The sequence below is a fragment of the Edaphobacter sp. genome (genome assembly GCF_028283685.1).
GTDB lineage: Bacteria > Acidobacteriota > Terriglobia > Terriglobales > Acidobacteriaceae > Edaphobacter.
Genome location: NZ_JAPWKF010000007.1, coordinates 682,350 through 699,470 on the forward strand (window position 1 = coordinate 682,350; position 17,121 = coordinate 699,470).

13 protein-coding genes are annotated in these 17,121 nt (G+C 60.4%); 7 read left to right on the plus strand and 6 right to left on the minus strand.

Annotation, left to right across the window (positions count from 1 at the left end):
• Positions 1-32: 32 nt before the first annotated feature.
• The 4 genes from PW789_RS13590 to PW789_RS13605 are packed head-to-tail and all read right to left on the minus strand — an operon-like array spanning position 33 to position 9,267.
• Positions 33-803 (minus strand): BON domain-containing protein, encoded by a 771-nt coding sequence (locus PW789_RS13590; RefSeq protein ID WP_299377272.1) that lies wholly within the window; start codon positions 801-803, stop codon positions 33-35.
• Positions 804-860: 57 nt separating this feature from the next.
• The gene (locus tag PW789_RS13595) at positions 861-5,318 is read right to left on the minus strand and encodes a translocation/assembly module TamB domain-containing protein (protein WP_299377275.1); all 4,458 of its coding nucleotides are present in this window, start codon (positions 5,316-5,318) and stop codon (positions 861-863) included.
• Positions 5,315-6,112, minus strand: a complete 798-nt coding sequence (locus PW789_RS13600; protein ID WP_299377277.1) for a SurA N-terminal domain-containing protein — start codon at positions 6,110-6,112, stop codon at positions 5,315-5,317. The genes PW789_RS13595 and PW789_RS13600 overlap by 4 nt, the downstream gene beginning before the upstream one ends.
• A 2-nt stretch (positions 6,113-6,114) precedes the next feature.
• Positions 6,115-9,267: a POTRA domain-containing protein gene (locus PW789_RS13605; RefSeq protein ID WP_299377279.1), complete on the minus strand. Its 3,153-nt coding sequence runs from the start codon at positions 9,265-9,267 to the stop codon at positions 6,115-6,117.
• A gap of 262 nt (positions 9,268-9,529) precedes the next feature.
• On the opposite strand from PW789_RS13605, the gene PW789_RS13610 reads away from it, so the two are divergent.
• The 7 genes from PW789_RS13610 to PW789_RS13640 all read left to right on the plus strand — a co-directional run bounded on the left by PW789_RS13610 (position 9,530) and on the right by PW789_RS13640 (position 15,232).
• Positions 9,530-10,651, plus strand: a complete 1,122-nt coding sequence (locus tag PW789_RS13610) for a ThiF family adenylyltransferase (protein WP_299377281.1) — start codon at positions 9,530-9,532, stop codon at positions 10,649-10,651.
• Positions 10,652-10,830: 179 nt separating this feature from the next.
• Positions 10,831-11,490, plus strand: a complete 660-nt coding sequence (locus tag PW789_RS13615) for an RNA polymerase sigma factor (protein ID WP_299377283.1) — start codon at positions 10,831-10,833, stop codon at positions 11,488-11,490.
• The gene (locus PW789_RS13620) at positions 11,487-11,777 is read left to right on the plus strand and encodes a hypothetical protein (RefSeq protein WP_299377285.1); all 291 of its coding nucleotides are present in this window, start codon (positions 11,487-11,489) and stop codon (positions 11,775-11,777) included. Before PW789_RS13615 ends, PW789_RS13620 begins: the two co-directional genes overlap by 4 nt.
• A 258-nt stretch (positions 11,778-12,035) precedes the next feature.
• On the plus strand, positions 12,036-12,614 hold the full coding sequence (locus tag PW789_RS13625) for a shikimate kinase (protein ID WP_299377287.1): 579 nt from the start codon (positions 12,036-12,038) through the stop codon (positions 12,612-12,614).
• A gap of 102 nt (positions 12,615-12,716) precedes the next feature.
• Positions 12,717-13,760, plus strand: coding sequence for an AI-2E family transporter (locus PW789_RS13630; RefSeq protein ID WP_299377289.1), 1,044 nt, complete (start codon positions 12,717-12,719; stop codon positions 13,758-13,760).
• Positions 13,761-13,931: 171 nt separating this feature from the next.
• Entirely contained in the window at positions 13,932-14,498 is a 567-nt protein-coding gene (locus PW789_RS13635; protein WP_299377291.1) for a hypothetical protein, read from the plus strand.
• A complete protein-coding gene (locus PW789_RS13640; RefSeq protein WP_299377293.1) occupies positions 14,495-15,232 on the plus strand; it encodes a 16S rRNA (uracil(1498)-N(3))-methyltransferase in 738 nt (245 codons plus the stop codon). Before PW789_RS13635 ends, PW789_RS13640 begins: the two co-directional genes overlap by 4 nt.
• 64 nt (positions 15,233-15,296) lie before the next feature.
• Here PW789_RS13640 and dnaJ read toward each other — a convergent pair whose 3' ends face one another.
• Both dnaJ and PW789_RS13650 read right to left on the minus strand, forming a co-directional pair.
• Positions 15,297-16,430 (minus strand): molecular chaperone DnaJ, encoded by a 1,134-nt coding sequence (dnaJ, locus tag PW789_RS13645; RefSeq protein WP_299377883.1) that lies wholly within the window; start codon positions 16,428-16,430, stop codon positions 15,297-15,299.
• 51 nt (positions 16,431-16,481) lie between these two features.
• Entirely contained in the window at positions 16,482-17,036 is a 555-nt protein-coding gene (locus PW789_RS13650) for a nucleotide exchange factor GrpE (protein ID WP_299377295.1), read from the minus strand.
• Positions 17,037-17,121: the final 85 nt, after the last annotated feature.

Genomic DNA, 17,121 nt, shown 5'->3' on the forward strand with positions numbered 1-17,121 from the left:
CCTGCGGCCCGACAGACGAATCAGCCCGAAATCTACTTTTCCTTATCCGACCCGACAACCTGAAGATTGTTGACGACCTTGAAGACTCCCGATACGCCACTCGCCCGGATGTTGGCCACATCCTTATCTGCCTCACTGTCCACGACGCCCGAGAGCGTGACATTTCCGTTGATCACCGTAATGCGGATCGGCTTGGCCGGATCGATCGCATATTTGTTCAGCTGCGGCGCCCCATAGACCGCCCGCGCCGTCGCCAGGCGAATCCGGTCATCCATCGGGGAGGTCGGCGCCACGTCGATGTTGTCCACCACATCCTTCACTCCCGGCGTATTCGCCACCAGGCTGATCGCCGAATCTTTGTCCGTCGGACCATAGGCCACGCCACCCAGCGTGACGACTCCATTCAGCACGCTGATGGTGAAGGCATTGAAGGCAGTCGTGCCATAGCCGACTCGATCGTAGGTCAGCTTCTCGGAGAGGCGATTGCGCAGCGTCACATCCTCCACCGTCGGGCCGCCCACCTCAATCAGGTTCTGTACGCCCTTCACATCCTTGCGATGGTGCGCCTTGTGGTCAGCGTCTTCCTTCTCTGCATAGAGATCGACCGTACCGGAGAGCGTCACCACGCCGTTCTGTACGCCGACCTTCACATCCCTAAATCGCTTATTGTCGAGCGCCTTGGTCACTTCGGCCTGGATCTGTGGGTCTTTACTTGCATCCTGTGCCAGAAGCTGTCCTTCACTCACAGACAGCAATACCATCACGGCGCAGCCCGCTGCCCTTCTCTGCCATCTCGTAATCATCGTCTCTCCTTGTTGTCCTTCGTCCCGTTCGACGGCTTACGTAATTCGCTGCTCATTTTAGCGATAGCGGCGGCGCCACTTGTAGACGATGCTGAATACACCCGACTCGTCGCGCCCGATCACAATCGACGAGGTCGGATTCAGATCATACTGCACCTGGAGCAGCTGCTGCGCCGAACTGTTGACGTTGGTTGCAAACGTCGCCGTGATCTGTTTGCCGATCTGCTCCTGAATCGTAATGCGCGCCGAGGAGTTACCCAGCGTACCGACGAATGCGGGATCGATCTTCACGGATCCGCCACCAAAGAGTTTTTCGACACGCTGGCTGACAGTGGCATTCAGTGCACCACCCAGCAGCGCGCTCGTCGTCGGGTCCTGCCCGGCACGAAGCTGCTGCGTCTGCGAGATCTGCGCCTCCTCCTGCGTACGGCCAAGGGCGAGCAGCGCAAAGACGTCGGCTTCGCTCAACGGCGGCTCCGAGCGATAGGTCGGCTTCAGGTTACTGGCCGTGCCATGCAGACCGACCGTGATCGAATAGTTCTCCACCTGTGCCACCGCGTCGATGTCGATCGCCGGATCAATCCGTACCGGATTGGTGAAGAAGATATCGCCACGCTGCAGCTGATACTTCGTGCTGGCAAAGGTTGCGCTACCATCCGTGATCTGGATCTTGCCCAGGATCGCCGGCGAGGCGACCGTCCCGCGGATATTGAGGTCGACCGATCCGGCGAGCTTGGCATAGGAGTTCTGGAAGTCGAGTTGCGGCGAACTGGTGACATGCACGTCCAGCCGCACCTTATTGGCCGCAGCATCCGGATCGGGCGGCGCACTAATCGTTCCGCCCGCCCCGGCGAAGGCGGCAAAGTCAACGTCCTGTCCCACGCCAAAGCGCGTGATCAGAATGTTGCCGCTCAGCAAGGCTCCGGTCATGGTTCCCTGCAGCTTCAGGTTTGCGGTCGCCGTCGCGCTCAGGCCATAGAGACGGACGCGCACGGCCTCTCCCGTAGCCGACATATCGACGAAGATGCCATGGCGAAAACGGATTGCGCCCTTGATATTCAGGTTGCCCCCGCCGCTCTTGGCCGTCAGCGTCTCAACCTGCAGGCTGTCGTCGGTGAAGACAAGCTTGCCCTTCATGTTGCTCAAACCGTTGGGCACGCCATCGAGCGCAAGATTGACGTTCTCGAACAGCACCTTGCCGCTCAGTGACGGGTTCATCACTCGACCGCCCGCCGCAACGGTGAAGGTGACCTTGCCGCTGGAGATGACATCGGGATCGAAGGTGTGCAGCAGCGACATACTGACGTCGCCCGATCCCTTCATGTCGAGCTTGCCGCCCTTAGGATCGTCAGAGCCGAAGACCTGCGCGTTGCCGCTGAATCGCATGTCGGTGTCCTGACCCACAATGTGCACCTGGTCCAGCGTCGCCTGGCCATCACGCAGACTGACGCGCAGCGGTTCGGCGGCCTTCAGCTCGATACCCTGCAGCTTGACGTCGACGTTGTTGAGCTCTGCCGTACCGCCCAGCTGCTTCGGAAGCTTGAGAGGCCCGCTGATCGTCGCCACACCGGAGATCGAAGACTGCGCCTTGAGAGTTCCCGGTCCAAACATCGTCAGTGGCCGGTTGATGTCGAAGTCCGCGATCGTCAGCTTCGCCTGCGACTGAAAGTCGCCTGTCAACTGCGTCTGGCTACTCAGGTTCAGCTTGGCGCCGACGATGGTCGAGCTTGCCGTCATGGACAGCGTGCTTCCCTGGCTATGCGCATCGACGATCGCATCGCCCAGAACCTCCCCCTGATAAGAGAGTTCCCGGAGCGTCACGTTTGCTTTAATCTGCGGCTCCGTAACCGTTCCATTGGCGTCGGCGACCAGCGAGACCTTACCGTTGACGGACGAGGCAGATTTCTTAACTGTGTCGAACTTAGCCAGCTCCAGATTCTGGCCTTCGATATGCCCGTGCAGGTGTTTGCTCGCGAGGTCATATCCGCCGTTCCCGGCGACCTGTAGACCATGCGCCTTCAGGACAACGCGCGATGCGTCGAGCGCCTTGCCATGCACGGCCAGGTCCGCAGTCACCGACTCAAACGACTCGCCATAGGCAACGCCATTCGACAGCACGATGTGCCCTGTGCCATTGAGGTCGTCGATCGTCCCGGTAACATGCGCATTCGCCGTCGCCGTTCCGCTTACTGGAATCTTCTCCTGCTGACCGACGATCTCCAGCACATCGCTCACCTGCGCATCGTCCAGTTCGACAGTGGTGTCGAGCGCCATGTTCTGGTCCCACTCGTAGCTCACGGCGCCGCGCTTCGAGACAACGCGCCTTGGCTGCACCGTCCCTGAAACCCGAAGTGTTGCCGTATCGCGATGGATCGTGGAGTTGGCAACGGCAACTCCAGTCGAGGGAGAGTACTCGGCATCGGCGACCAGCGAATCGATAAGCGCATCCGTCGATCCCATGGCAATCTCAACCTCATGCGCTTCGACATGTCCTTTGACATCGAGATTCCGTGCCGCGCCGCGTGCTTCCCCAACAAAATGCAGCGCTCCATGCAGGTTGACCGGAATAGCCGCCGAGCCCTTTTTCCCGCCCGCCTCAAGACCCAGCGACATCAGTAGCTGGTTGTATTCCGAGAGATCGTGCACCGTCAGGTCCACCTGCAGGGCAGTCAGCGGATCGCCGACGTTGACGCCGAGGATGCCCGAGGCCGTCAGATTCGACTGCGGCAGCTGCGCCGTCAGCTGTTGAATCCGCACCGTCTCATTGCTTCCCGTGTAGTGAGCCAGCACGTGACCGCTCAGGGGAATGTTGGAAGCAGCTCCCTTGCGGCGAACACCTGTCGGCGCAAGGGACAGATCTCCATCGACCTCAACCGAATCGGCGACATCGCGCTGCGAACCGCCCCACTCCACTTTGACCGGACCGCTGATAGCGGTATCGAAGCCCAGGTCGCCGAAGTGTTCGGCCGTAATGTCCAGGATGGTGCGCAGCGGGACGCCGTTCAGCTTTGCGTCAATAAAGGCATGCGACGGTGTGACCTTTGGCACCGTGGCGACAGGAGGCTTCGCCCCAACGGACTTCGCCGCGGTGTTTGTGGTTGTGGCCGCGGCCTTCACCATCGGCGATGCATCGGAGGAGTCCGCTGCGACTTCGCCCAGCCAGTGCTCAATGCGCATGCTCCCGGTGACCGTGCCGCCATCCGGAAACACGGCCCTCATCTCGTTCAACGCGAACTCTGATGGAGAGAGATTGATCTGTGTCGTCGCGTTGATGTTTCGTACATCGACATACTCATCGCGATATCCGGCGCCATGCACCTTCGCCGTTCCCACGACCAGGAAGTTCGCCGGGCATCCTGGCTCCGGCGCCGGCACCTCCTGCGCAGCAGGCTTGCCATTGCCAAGACGAGGATGGATACGCTTCCAGAACGGAGGCCTCTTCTGATCCGGTGGCGTATTGGCAAGGCAGTTGCGCGCCTTGAGATCGAGATCGACCGTGCCAGTGCGCAGCGCATCCAGGCCGGTCATCACGGCCACCTGCCTCACCTCGACCGTGCCCGAAAGACTGCCCGACCACTCGGGCCGTGCAAAGTGGGTCAGGCTGGCGTTGGCCTTCAGTTCGGAGGCGTTGCCCGTGTGCAACTCAAAATGATGCAGCACGGCGACGTCGCGTCCCAGTTCGCCATCAAGATGCAGGCTGGACTGTGCCTCGGGCTCGCTGGCAATCCTCGTTCGCAGATCGCGCAGATCGATCGTCGCCCCGTAACGATCCGTGTGATAGATGTAGTGCACCTCGGCATCGAGATCGCGCGCTGCCAGATCGAACGGCACCGAAAGGTTGTTGATCAACGCAACACCGTTCGCGACTTCGACCTCCCTCGCACGAAGGTCCAGAAGCGTGTCCGTAATGGGCTTGGTGCTGGTGCTTGGATGCTTCGGCGTCGGCTGGTTCGTCTTGCCGTCTTTATCGACGATCAGATGAAACTGCGGACGATCGACACGCAGATAGTTCAGCGAAATATACGAGGCAGGTCCATGACCCGCGATATGCGAAAAGAAATTGAGGATGCGAACACGCAGCTCCAGGCGATCCGCAGAGAGATAGGGGGCCTCTCCTGCCGGCTCCAGTCCATGGATGACCAGGCCGTTGGCCTCCACCGCGAGTTTCCAGAGATGAAAGTGGAAGCTCTTGAGCTCGACACGACCACCGGTGGCATCTTCCAGCACGGAGACGAGCTTCGCGTTCACGCGATGCTCAAAGTCTGCCGTCGTCGTGTACCAGGCAAAGATGCCGAAGACCGCCAGCAGAAAGGCAATGACTCCACCAAGCGTCCACAGCGTTCCGCGAGTGATGCGTGCGGCAATGGAACGCTTCACCTCCCGCAGCTTCTCCTCGACCTGCTCGCGCTTCTCCTCCAGCTTGTCTTCAATCTGGCGTCGACGGTCTTCGAGGCGCTTTTCCAGGCTGCGGTGCGGGTCTTCGGGAGATGGTGTCTGCTGATGCTCGTCGCTCACGGCGCCACCTCTCCGTTCTGCATAATCCAGACATTGCCCTGCACCCGCAGCGACTTCAGCCAGTCGCGCAGCAACGTGCTCACCCGCTGCTGCAGCAGCACCTCTTCAATTCGCGCCGAGATATCGTCGAGCTTCGGCGGCTTCACATGCTGCCGCTGATACTCCGGCAGCATGGTCTTCTCGTAGTACTCCTTGATCTCCTCGTGATCGATGCCGATTCCATCGCGAAAACGAACCTCGATCAACTTCAGCAGTTCCATGCGGCTGCGCCAGCGCTGCTCAAAGGCGCTCACCGTAAAGCCATGAGCAGCGAGAAATTTTTGCCAGCCTTCGTCGGTCTCGCAATGGTACTGTTCGCATTGCGGAATATCCTGCCGCAGCGTCTGGATCTGCTTCTTCACATCGGCATCGGTAATGGTTGTGGTGCCCGGCTCAACGGCGGCCTGCTGCGTGATCAGCGTACGGTTGATCAGCCTTTGAATCGCAAGGTCGCGGGAGAACTCCGTCGCCGAACCACGATAGGGCTGGATCGTCTCAAAGCGGCGCTCTTCATCCACGTCACTCTCAAGAATGACGTCTCCGTTGACAATGGCCACCACGCTGTCGAGAACAGCCCCCTGATCCTTCTGCTGCGGAACCGCAGGATGCACTGGCGCGGTCACAGGCGAAGACGGCACAGCACTCGGGCCGGGAGCCGCAACCGGCTGCTGTGCGACAGCAAACAGCGACGACATCAGCAGGGCCGTGAGGCCTGCGCCATGCCATCGCATTCCCGGGTTGTGCGCCGCGCTCATGATTAGAAGCTCTGTCCAATGCTGAAGAAGAAGTTGAAGTGATCGCCCCGACCCAGGTGCGGCGGGTCGCCGTTATAGTCGTCGATCGCCGGATAGATCGGAGGATTCAGGTTATAGCTGAAGTCCACGCGGATAGGGCCAACCGGTGTACGGTAACGTGCGCCGAGACCGACGGCATGAGAAAAATAATTGAAGCTGCAGGTGCCGATCGTTCCCGAGACATCGCGGCAGGTGCCACGATTCGGCTGACGGAAGCGCAGGAAGCTCGGAAACATGTCCTTCGGATTCTGAAAGACGTTGCCCATATCGTGAAAGAGCACAAAGCTGACACTGTCGCCGACATACGGCAGCGTCGGCGGAGGCATGCGCAGCTCGAAGGTGTTTACGAACGCGGCCGATCCTCCGACGGGATAGCCGGTCTGCAGGTCGCGTGGACCGGCGGCGTTGATGCCGAAGCCGCGATGCGATGTCGCACCGCCGGCGTAGAGGCGCTCCGGCAGCGGCACCGTATTGCAGCTGGGATTCGTCGTCAGCAGCACACCCTCGCATGCGGCGTTGCCGGCATTTGGATTGGCGCCCCATGCCTTCTCGTACCCGATGCGTGTGCTCCGCGCAAAGACATAGCGATGATTGAAGAGGGAGTAGTAGGTCGAGTAGGAACCATCAATGCGCCAGAAGTTCGTCTGGGAACCGAACTTCGAAGAGGCCAGAAAGGTCTGGATCGTCGAATAAAAACCTTTGCTGGCATTGAGTGGTGATGGCTGCCGCGTGTCGTGGAACCATGTCAGTCCCGGTCCGGCGACGCGCACCGGCTGTGAAAGCAGCGGAATCAGATCCTGGGACACGCGCAGGCTGTTGGGATCAACCTCGACGCGGCGGTAGAGCGCATCGTAGATAAAGGTATCGGTGCGCTTCCACTTCTGCGTGATGCGGAAGTCGCCCTGCAGGGTGGAAGAAGCGAAGGTCGTAATGTTCTGAATGTTGGTATAGCCACCAGACACCGACGCCGCCACGTTCTTTGCGCCCAGTAAGTGAGGGTTCTGGAAGGTGAGAATTGCAATCTGTTCCAGAAGGCCGTAGGTCGAATGCAGTGTCAACGAGTCTTCGCTGCCGCGCAGGTTGATGCGGGAGACATCGAGCGAGACGCGCGGGCTGACGCCGGCGCGCCCTTCCGTCGAAGAACCTTTTGTACTGTTGGTCTGAATCGTGCCGCCAGGGTTACCGGTCTGCGCCTCGAAGCCGAAGCCGTAGGTCACGTTCCAGCGCTTCGCCTCGGTGATCTGAACCAGGGTGTTCTTGCGAGGCGCGTCGCCTGCGGGATTCTGCACCGCGGTGATGACCTCGTTGAAGAGTGCGAGGTCGTACAGATTGCGTTGCGTCTGCAGGAGCGCACTCTGATCCAGCGGGTCGCCGGGATGCATCGTGATCTTGCTGTCGACGACCTTCGGACGTGTGAAGTTGAGCCCCGACAGCAGAACGTGATTCACGAAGACCTGTGGGCCTTCCTGCACCTGCAGCGCGACGTCGGTGCGTGTAGCGTCTCCGGCCTCCTTGTGCTGCTGGACCTCGACCAGCGCCTGATCGAATCCGTGGCTTAGATAGTAGGAAAGGACCGTGTCGCGATCTCCGGAGACCGTCACCAGCGAAAAAGGCTGGCCCTCCTGGGTATTCATCAGGGTCTTGATCTCGTCCATGCGTGAGGGGTCAACGCCGGTGATCGTGACCTTTCCAAACTTCTTCTGCGGCCCTTCCTCAACGGTGTACACAACGGTGATCTTGCCCGGTTTACCCGTGGTGACATCACTGTCTGTGACCTTCGTCTTTACGTCGGCCTGGTCGAAGCCGTTCGCCCGGTAGAGTGCCTCGATCGCACTCACATCGCTTTGCACCAGCACCGGGCTGTAGCGACCGCTTCGCTGGTAGGCATCGGCCTTCTTCACATTCATCAGCTCGCGAAGAATGCCATCGGAGAAGTAGTGGTTACCCGCGATATCTACAGAGAGCACCTTATGCTTGATGCCGCGATCGATGACGAAGATCACGCTCTCGTCGGCCGTTCCCTGGCCGACTTGGCGAACATCGACCTTGGCGTCGAAGTAGCCCTGCTGCTGCACAAAGTCGCGGAGGTTATGTACGCCCTCGTTCAGCAGATCATTGTCAATGGTGCCTTCTTCGAAGATGGGAACCAGGAGATGAAGACGGGCTCCGGAGATCTTGGCCCCCTCGACCAGAACCTTTACCGCCGGCCCCTGGTTGACCTTGAACTCATAGTCCACCTGGCCGCGCGAAGGCACATAGGTCTGCTTCTGCATACTGACTGTGGCCTCGAGCCGGTTGTTCTTCTGATACTGCTTGCGCAATCGGGAGAGGGCATTGCTTACCGTGTCGCGCGACACCTTGCTCCCCTGCTTGATCTTGGCTTTCTTACGGAACTGCTCCACCGTCATGCCAAGGTCAGCGCTGTCGATGGCAACCTCGCCGACACGCGCCTGCCGTCCGATTTCAACGTCATAGACGACGTCGATCTGACTGTTGACTTTGTCCAGTGTCGTTCCGGCAAAGACCTTGCTCTCGTAGTAGCCATACTGGCGCAGGATGTCCTTGATCCCCTCCGAACCGCCTGAAACCGACGAGTCGGTGTACGGTCTCCCCGGAGTTAGCTTGGTGCCGTATTCGAGCAAAGAGGACAGCCTATCGGACTTCACCCCGGTAATGGTGACGCGGCCAACGAAGTAACGCGGCACTCCCGTAAAGATCAGGACCATGCCATCGTTCGTTCGCACGCCGCGAACGGTGATATCACGATAGCGACCGCTGCCGAAGAGCCTTCGCGTGCTGGAACGGACGTTGTCCGGGTCAAACGGCTGACCCGCCTTCTGGGCAAGTTCGGAAGGCAGGGTATCGGTACTGTCGAAGGTGACTCCCTCGAACTCGATCCGATCGACATGAATCCCCTTCCAGCCCCAGACAGAGCTGCCGATGGCGCTATCAGCCGAGACAGCCTCGCTCGAAGGCGGCGCTGGACTCTGAGGGACCGCTTGAGCGGCAGCTTGAGCGGCAAACTGCGGCTGAGGAGCGGACGGAAGCGATGGAGCTGGTGAGCTTTGAGCAAGCAGAGCGCAAGGGGCGATCCCGAGAAGCAAAGCAGCAGCCATGCGCATCCTCTTCAACGCACCTCTACCTTGCCGGCACGTCCCCCATGCCGTTCGAGCTGGTTGAAGCTGACCCAACCGATACACCCATCCTCTAAACAATCGTTATCGCCTGCTGGTTTGTTTTGATGCAGACACCGGGTCGCACCGTCTGCCGAGCCACAGCTCCCTGCATGGCCACTTGTCCCGACGGCTCGCCCTTCCGCTATGCATTCCCTATACTACGAAACAGAAGCCTCCCAGGGGGAGGCGGATCGCAGCTTCTATGCCTTTGACCCCGCTCGATCTCGACCCGATTCCCGGCACGACGCCCACCGCGTCGCCGCATTCGTCCGGCAGCATCACCGACGAAGACCGCTACTCCCGCCAAATTCTCTTCCCCGGCATCGGGGCCGACGGTCAGCAACGACTGGCGCAGGCCCACGTCGCCATCGCCGGCTGCGGAGCAACCGGCGCCGCCGCCGCATCGCTGCTAGCTCGGGCAGGCGTCGGAACGCTGACGCTGGTCGACCGGGACTTCGTCGAGCCGTCCAACCTGCAACGCCAGGTCCTGTTCGACGAGTCCGACGCGCTGCAGGCACTTCCCAAAACCGAGGCCGCAAGACGCAAAATCGCCCAGTTCAACTCCGGCATCACCGTCCATGCCCACGTCGCCGACCTCGTCCCGGCCAACATTGCGGAATTGTTCGCCCAGGCCGACCTTGTGCTGGATGCCACGGATAACTTCGAGACCCGCTACCTGGTCAACGACTATGCCGTCAGCCAGGGCAAACCCTGGATCTACGCCGCTGCCATCGGAGCTTACGCCGCGACCATGAACATCCTGCCGCGCGGAGCCGATAGCACGGGCCAATCATGGGAGCCGACGGCCTGCCTCGCCTGCCTCTTCCCTAAGCCGCCCAGCGGCCCGGTGGAGACCTGCGATACCTCGGGAATTCTCGCAACAGCAGTCAACTTTGCCGCCTCGATCCAGGTAACGGAGGCGCTCAAGTTTCTGACCGGCCAACCGGAGCGCATGCGACGCACAATGCTCTCCTTCGATCTGTGGTCGAGCGAACGCTCCGAGATCTCGGCTTCCCGGCCTCGTGCGGGCTGCAGCGTCTGCGACGAGCGCAGCTTTACCCATCTTGCCGGGGAAGGCCGTCCACACATCACGCTATGCGGCCGCAACTCGGTGCAGATTCACGAGCATCACCGCCCCGTCGACTTCGCCGCCATGCGGGAGCGGCTGGCACCCCACGGCGATGTCCGCTTCAACGACCTTCTGCTGCGATTTGTCCGCGGCCCTCACACCATCACGCTCTTTGCCGACGGCCGCGCCATCGTCCAGGGAACGACGGACACTACCATTGCCCGCTCGCTCTATGCCCGCTTCATCGGCAGCTAAACCATTTACAACATGATAGATAGCGGCTTTCACCGGCAGCTCCGGCGTTCGCGACACAACCTTTACTCCGGGAAGGCACTCCAAGAAAATAAGAGCCAAGTAAATACTCCGTTTACACACCGTATAAGCGGGCAGTTCACCATTTTATTTTTTAGAAGACATCGGAGTCTCGTTACGCCATGGAGATCCAAGGCCAACAAATGACGGAACCAAAGGCCGGCCCCGGCCTCTTCAAACGAAATCCCCCCATTGCCGGAGAAGCTGAAGCGATTGAGCGCGCAAAAGCCGGTGATGGAGAAGCCTTTTCAAAGCTCTACGCTCTGCATAAACGTCGCGTCTACACGCTGTGCCTGCGCATGCTCGGCAACGTCTCTGAAGCCGAAGACATGACGCAGGAGGCGTTCCTTCACCTCTTCCGCAAGATCGGAAGCTTCCGCGGAGAAAGCGCCTTCTCCACCTGGCTGCACCGCCTGACGGTGAACCTGGTGTTGATGCACCTTCGCAAGAAGGGCCTGCAGCTGGTCTCTCTGGAGGAGACGATCAACCCGTCCGAGGAGGACGCACCGAAGCGCGACTTCGGCAGCCGTGACGTCCAGCTTTCAGGCTCCGTGGACCGCGTTGCGCTGGAGCGCGCCGTGGCATCGCTGCCGCCCGGCTACCGCATGGTCTTCGTGCTGCATGACGTCGAAGGCTTCGAACATAATGAGATCGCAACCATGCTCGAGTGCTCCACTGGCAATAGCAAATCGCAGCTCCACAAGGCCCGCCTGAAGTTGCGCGAGTTACTGCGTCAACCAGAGCCAATGATATCGGGGGAAATGAAGGAAACAGCGCTATGACTTCGCACAACGAAAAGAACGACTCACCGATGACCTGCGCCGAGTTTCAGGAACACCTCCCGGAGCTGTTTGCTGCTGGAAGCGAAGGGGCGATGGACGATCCCAAGCTGCTGGAACACCTGAAGACCTGTGAAAACTGCTCTGCCCTGGTTCGTGACCTGCAATACATCGCCGATCAGGCCAGGCAGCTGCTTGAGCCGACACACGATCCCAGCGACAACGTGTGGGAGAAGATCAAAAACAGCATGGCTGCAGAGGCTCCGACCCCGGACCTCGAAAAGATCTGATTCTGGCGTTCGGAACTTACTTATTAAAATTGCAGTTGCAAACCATTTTTCTCGGCTGTAGGCTTATTCCAGCATGACGCACCGTCTCCAGACCGGCCGATTTAGCTATTGCTACTGGCGCATTGCCGCGGCTGGAGAAGTCCTCGTATGCCTCTCTGAGAAACAGTAAAACCTCCAGAGACTTCGATCTTCCGAGCCGCGACCCAAAAAGTCGCGGCTTTTGCTTGTGCTACAGAATTCGCCGAACGGAGAACGACCATGTCATCCAGCCAAACAGAACCACTCCCTGCAACCAGCGCCCGCACCGTGCCGCCCGTCCCCTCCTCCGTCCGCCGCATCGTTCTGACGGGCTTTATGGGCGCCGGCAAGTCGACCATCGGCCGCATGCTGGCCGAGCGCATTGGCTGGAGCTTCCTCGATCTCGATACCCACATCGAAAACCGCACCGGAACCACGATCCCGGACCTCTTCTCGCTGCACGGCGAGCCGCGCTTTCGTCGATTGGAGTCAACGGCTCTGGCCTCCGCGCTCAGCCAGGCCAACGTCGTGCTCGCACTTGGCGGTGGAGCACCGGAAGAGCTCACCAACCGGCTGATGATCGAGCAGACACCGTTCACCCTCGCCGTCTTTCTCGACGCCCCCTTCCCCACCCTCTTCGATCGCTGCATGCTGCAGCAGATTGCGCGACCCGTGCTCGCCGACCCGGTTCTCGCCGAGCAGCGCTTCGCCCGCCGCCGTCCGTTTTACTCCCGACTGGCCCGCATCGCCGTCGATACCTCTGTGCTGACCGCGGATGAAACGATCGAGGCGATCCTGAACCGGCTGAACCACGCCTGACACGCTGCCGCCAGGCGGCTATCAAATGCCGCGCTGCATCTTATTTTCATCGCACGATCAACAGACACACATAGAAGCAGACCTTGGAGCGGCCAGCCCAGAGTGAATATCGACCTTACACCCGAGCAACGGGAGTCGCGCACAATGGTGCGCGGCCACATCCTCTTTACCTTTGGGGTCATTCTGCTGCTCCTGCTGGCGTGGTTTCTGGTCAAGGAGCTGATGATCATCTACGTCAGCGCGCTCTTTGCCGCCGTGCTGATGCCCATCGTCAACCGCATCACCCAATTGGAGATCCGCGGCTGGCGGCCATCCCGGGCGATTGCAATCGTTCTGCTCATCATCGCCGTCTGCTTCCTCCTGGCCCTCTTCTTCGTCGTTGGTCTACCTCCCGTGCTGCGCGATCTCAACCAGTTCTCGACCGAGCTGCCGAGGAGGATTCCGGTCGTCGTCAACAAGCTGAAGGATCTTCCCCTGGCCAATCGCCTGGGCGTCGATACCATCGCCTCCCGCGCCGAGAGCGCCCTGACGGCGACGGCCAGCTATCTTGTCGTCTCGCTGCCTAACTGGATCACCCATCTCTTCGACATCCTCACAGCACTCTTCCTCTGCATCTACTTCATGCTGGAAGGAGAGCACGCCTACAGCTTCTTTCTTTCGCTGTTTCCGCCCACGGCGCGGATGCGACTCGACATGACGTTGCGCCGTGCGGACCAGAAGATCAGCAAGTGGCTCTTCGGTCAGGGCCTCCTGATGCTGATCCTCGGCGTCTCTTCCACCATCACCTTCTTCGTGCTGCACGTGCGCTATGCGTTGTTGCTCGGCTTCCTGATGGGACTGCTGAACATTATCCCGATCGCTGGAGGCGTCTTTACCATCGCCCTCGCCGCGATCGTGGCTGCGCTCGACTCCTGGGCAAAGATGTCGGGCGTTCTGCTCTTCTATCTGGTCTACATCAACCTCGAAAATGCCTACTTCACGCCACGTATCATGCGCTCCAGCGTGGATCTGATGGGGCTGACCATCCTCATCGCCTTGCTGCTGGGCACTGCCCTGGCGGGCGTCACCGGAGCACTGGTGGCGGTCCCCACAGCAGCGCTGGTAGCCGTCTTGCTCGACGAATATGCCGTGCGGCGGGACAGCTAAGACTTATGCCGCAAAAAATCCAATAGAATGAACCTGTTAGCCGCAGCAGTGGAAACGCAAGATTACGGAAGCACAGGTATCTCCACTTTTTAGAGCCGGTATACAGTTTGACCTTGTTATTCTGAGCGCCTCGTGACTGATTTAAAGTTTAGCCAACCCGCTCGCCGGAATTTGCTCGCCCCTGTTCTCATTGCGTTCCTTGTTCTGGGAATCGTCATCGCTCTGGTGATTCGATATACGCCGCACAGCGTCGCCGAGACGGAAGTCACACATGCTGCGGCCTATCCCACTCATACGGTCTTCAAATCCGACACGATTCTGGTCAACCGCGACCGATCACAGGACGATCTTTACGCCCTGGTCACCGTCAGGATCTCAGACCGCCTGAACCTGCCGCTCTTTCTCAAGGACTTCACCGGAACCATCGTGACCCGGGACGGCCAGACCATCACCGGCACAGGGGCGCAGAAGAACGATCTCGAGGCCATCTACACCAGCTTTCCTCCCATCCGGAAGCTGGCCTCTCCTCCCCTGCTGCGCGAGACGCTCATCAGCCCCGGCGAAACCGCGGAAGGCATGATCCTGCTGCACTTCCCCATATCGGCCGAGGACTGGAACGGACGACGCTCGGCTACACTGAATGTGGACCTCTACCATCAGGGGCCGCTGGAGATCGCTATCCCACAGAACCTCAACGTGGCGGTCGCCGATCAAGGGAAGACCTCGCAAACGGAATGACGCGTCGCCGCTGGATCGCAGATACCTGGACCGAAACCACCGCCTCCCTGACAGGGGAACAGGCTGAGCATCTTGCCCGTGTCCTGCGCGCCGAGCCGGGACAGATCTACGACGTGGTCGCCGGCGGATTTCTGCACCGCGCCGAGATCGTCAGCGTTCGCCCCTCCGGCTCCGGCCAATCCGCCGAGGTAGCCTTCACCCTCCACGAAGAGCTGGAGTCCGACTCCGCACTGCCGCTGCATCTTCTGTTGGCCATCTTCAAGTTCGACCACATGGAGTGGGCCATCGAAAAGGCCACCGAACTTGGCGTCGCCCGCATCACGCCCATCATCGCCCGCCGCAGCGAGAAGCATCTTGCCCAGGCCGCCACAAAGCGTGCCGAACGCTGGCGGCGCATTGCGCTCGAAGCCTCCAAGCAGTCACGCCGCACGACGATTCCCGATATCGCCGATCCCCAGCCTCTGGCAACAGCCCTCAAGGAAGAGGTCTCGGCGCAGCGCATTCTGCTCTCGGAGACCGAGCAGAGTATGACGCTGCTCTCTGCCCTCCAGGCATCCACCTCGCAGGACGCCTCCATCGCACTGGCCATCGGCCCCGAAGGCGGCTGGACCGCGGAAGAGATGGCCCTGTTCACCGCGCAGGGATGGCAGCACGTCACGCTGGGACCGCGCATCCTGCGCGCCGAGACCGCAGCGATCTCAGCCATCGCCATCGTCGGTTCGCAGCTCGGCTAATCCCGGCTAATTCAGACGCAAAAAGGCCCGGACAAAATCCGGGCCTTTTCTTTCTCGATCAGGACTACTGGAAGATGTCCTTCACCTTGTCGAAGATGCCGCGCGAGGTCGGCGTGTTCTCCACCGTCATCGTGTCGGCCAGCTGCCGCAGCAGATCCTTCTGCTGCTTGCTGAGCTTGCCCGGCGTCTGAACACGAATCTCGACGATCAGGTCGCCCTTGCCGCGCTCGTTCAGGTGAGGCACGCCCTTGCCGCGCATACGGAACTCGCGCCCGCTCTGCGTCCCTTCGGGAATCTTGATCGTCTCGACGCCCTCAAGCGTCTGGATCTCGAGATCGGAGCCCAGCGCCGCCTGTGGGAACGAGATCGGCATCACGCAGTGCAGGTCGTCGCCATCGCGCTCGAAGAATTTGTGCTCCTTGATGTTGAGCACCACGTAAAGATCCCCGGCCGGTCCGGCGAACTTACCCGCCTCGCCCTCGCCCTGGTAGCGGATACGCGTCTCCTGCTCGACTCCTGCAGGTACCTTGACCAGGATCTTGTGCTCCGTCTGAATGCGCGTCTCACCGCGGCAGGTCGTGCAGGGATCGACGATCATCGTTCCCGTGCCACCGCAGACCGAACAGGTGCGCGCCACCGAGAAGAATCCCTGCTGGAACCGCTGCTGCCCGCTTCCATTGCACTGCGTGCAGGTGATCGGCTGACGGCCCTTGGCCGCTCCCGTTCCCTTGCAGTCAGTGCAGGTCTCGCTGCGGCGGATCTTGATCTCCCGCTCGACGCCGAAGACAGCCTCTTCGAACTCCAGCGTGAGGTCATAGCGCAGATCGCGTCCACGCTGCACGCGCGAAGCTCTGCCGCGCGCGCCGCCCATGTTGAACATCTCGCCGAACAGATCGCCGAAGATGTCCCCAAGGTCCTGTGCGCCGCCAAATCCGCCGCCGAATGGCCCGGCACCCGCTCCGCTGGAGCTGCCGTTGAAGGCGGCATGTCCGTAGCGATCGTAGGCTGCGCGTTTATCCGGGTCGCTCAGCACCTGGTAAGCCTCGCTGCACTCCTTGAACTTATCTTCGGCCTCGGCGTTCCCCGGATTACGGTCGGGGTGATACTGCATCGCCAGCTTCCGATAGGCCGTCTTCAGCTCCTGATCGGAGGCGTCCCGGGAGACACTCAGCACCTCATAAAAGTCAATCTTGGTCACGTTTGACGTCGCACTCATCCTTGAAAACTTGCCCTTCCGCAGCCTTGCAGACTACTCGCTGACCATCGCCGGATTGACAGCAATCCTCACCAGCGCCGGACGGAGAAGCTTCTCGCGAATCTTATATCCGCGACGGATCTCCTCCAGAACCTGGTGATCCGGATGTTCCTTGGTTTCGATGCTCCCCAGCGCCTCGTGGACTCTGGGATCAAACTGCGCTCCAACCGTCTCGACCGCGACCACGTTCAGGCCGCGCAGAGCTTCTTCCATCTGCTTCAGAATCAGCTCGACACCGCTGCGCAGCTGTTCGGCCGATCCCTCCGACTTGAGAGCCAGCTGAAAGTTGTCCATCACGCCGAGAAACGGTTCCACCGTGTTCGAAACCGTGTAGTCACGAGCATCCTGGCGTTCCTTGGACTCACGCTTCCGCGCGTTGTCGAACTCAGCCTGCAACCGGGCCAGCCGGTCCACCAGCTGATCCCGTTCTCCCTTTACCTGATCCAGCTCCGCCTGAAATGTGGCAGCGGCGTCCTGTGCGTTAGCCTCGGATGCGTTGGTCACAGCATCGCCTTCCTGAACGGCCTGCACGGTCGTCTCGTCCTGCATGGAATGATGTCTCCTCATAAGTTCTTACCTCTTCTATTATCGCCGATCGCGCAAGTCCCCCATCGCAGCCCGCAGGGACGCACCG

Excerpts from the sequence above, each read along its gene's own strand:
- PW789_RS13590 (WP_299377272.1), bottom strand. The coding sequence starts at position 803 with ATGATTACGAGATGGCAGAGAAGGGCAGCGGGCTGCGCCGTGATGGTA.
- PW789_RS13600 (WP_299377277.1), bottom strand. The coding sequence starts at position 6,112 with ATGAGCGCGGCGCACAACCCGGGAATGCGATGGCATGGCGCAGGCCTC.
- PW789_RS13605 (WP_299377279.1), bottom strand. The coding sequence starts at position 9,267 with ATGGCTGCTGCTTTGCTTCTCGGGATCGCCCCTTGCGCTCTGCTTGCT.
- PW789_RS13610 (WP_299377281.1), top strand. The coding sequence starts at position 9,530 with ATGCCTTTGACCCCGCTCGATCTCGACCCGATTCCCGGCACGACGCCC.
- PW789_RS13615 (WP_299377283.1), top strand. The coding sequence starts at position 10,831 with ATGGAGATCCAAGGCCAACAAATGACGGAACCAAAGGCCGGCCCCGGC.
- PW789_RS13620 (WP_299377285.1), top strand. The coding sequence starts at position 11,487 with ATGACTTCGCACAACGAAAAGAACGACTCACCGATGACCTGCGCCGAG.
- PW789_RS13625 (WP_299377287.1), top strand. The coding sequence starts at position 12,036 with ATGTCATCCAGCCAAACAGAACCACTCCCTGCAACCAGCGCCCGCACC.
- PW789_RS13640 (WP_299377293.1), top strand. The coding sequence starts at position 14,495 with ATGACGCGTCGCCGCTGGATCGCAGATACCTGGACCGAAACCACCGCC.
- PW789_RS13650 (WP_299377295.1), bottom strand. The coding sequence starts at position 17,036 with ATGCAGGACGAGACGACCGTGCAGGCCGTTCAGGAAGGCGATGCTGTG.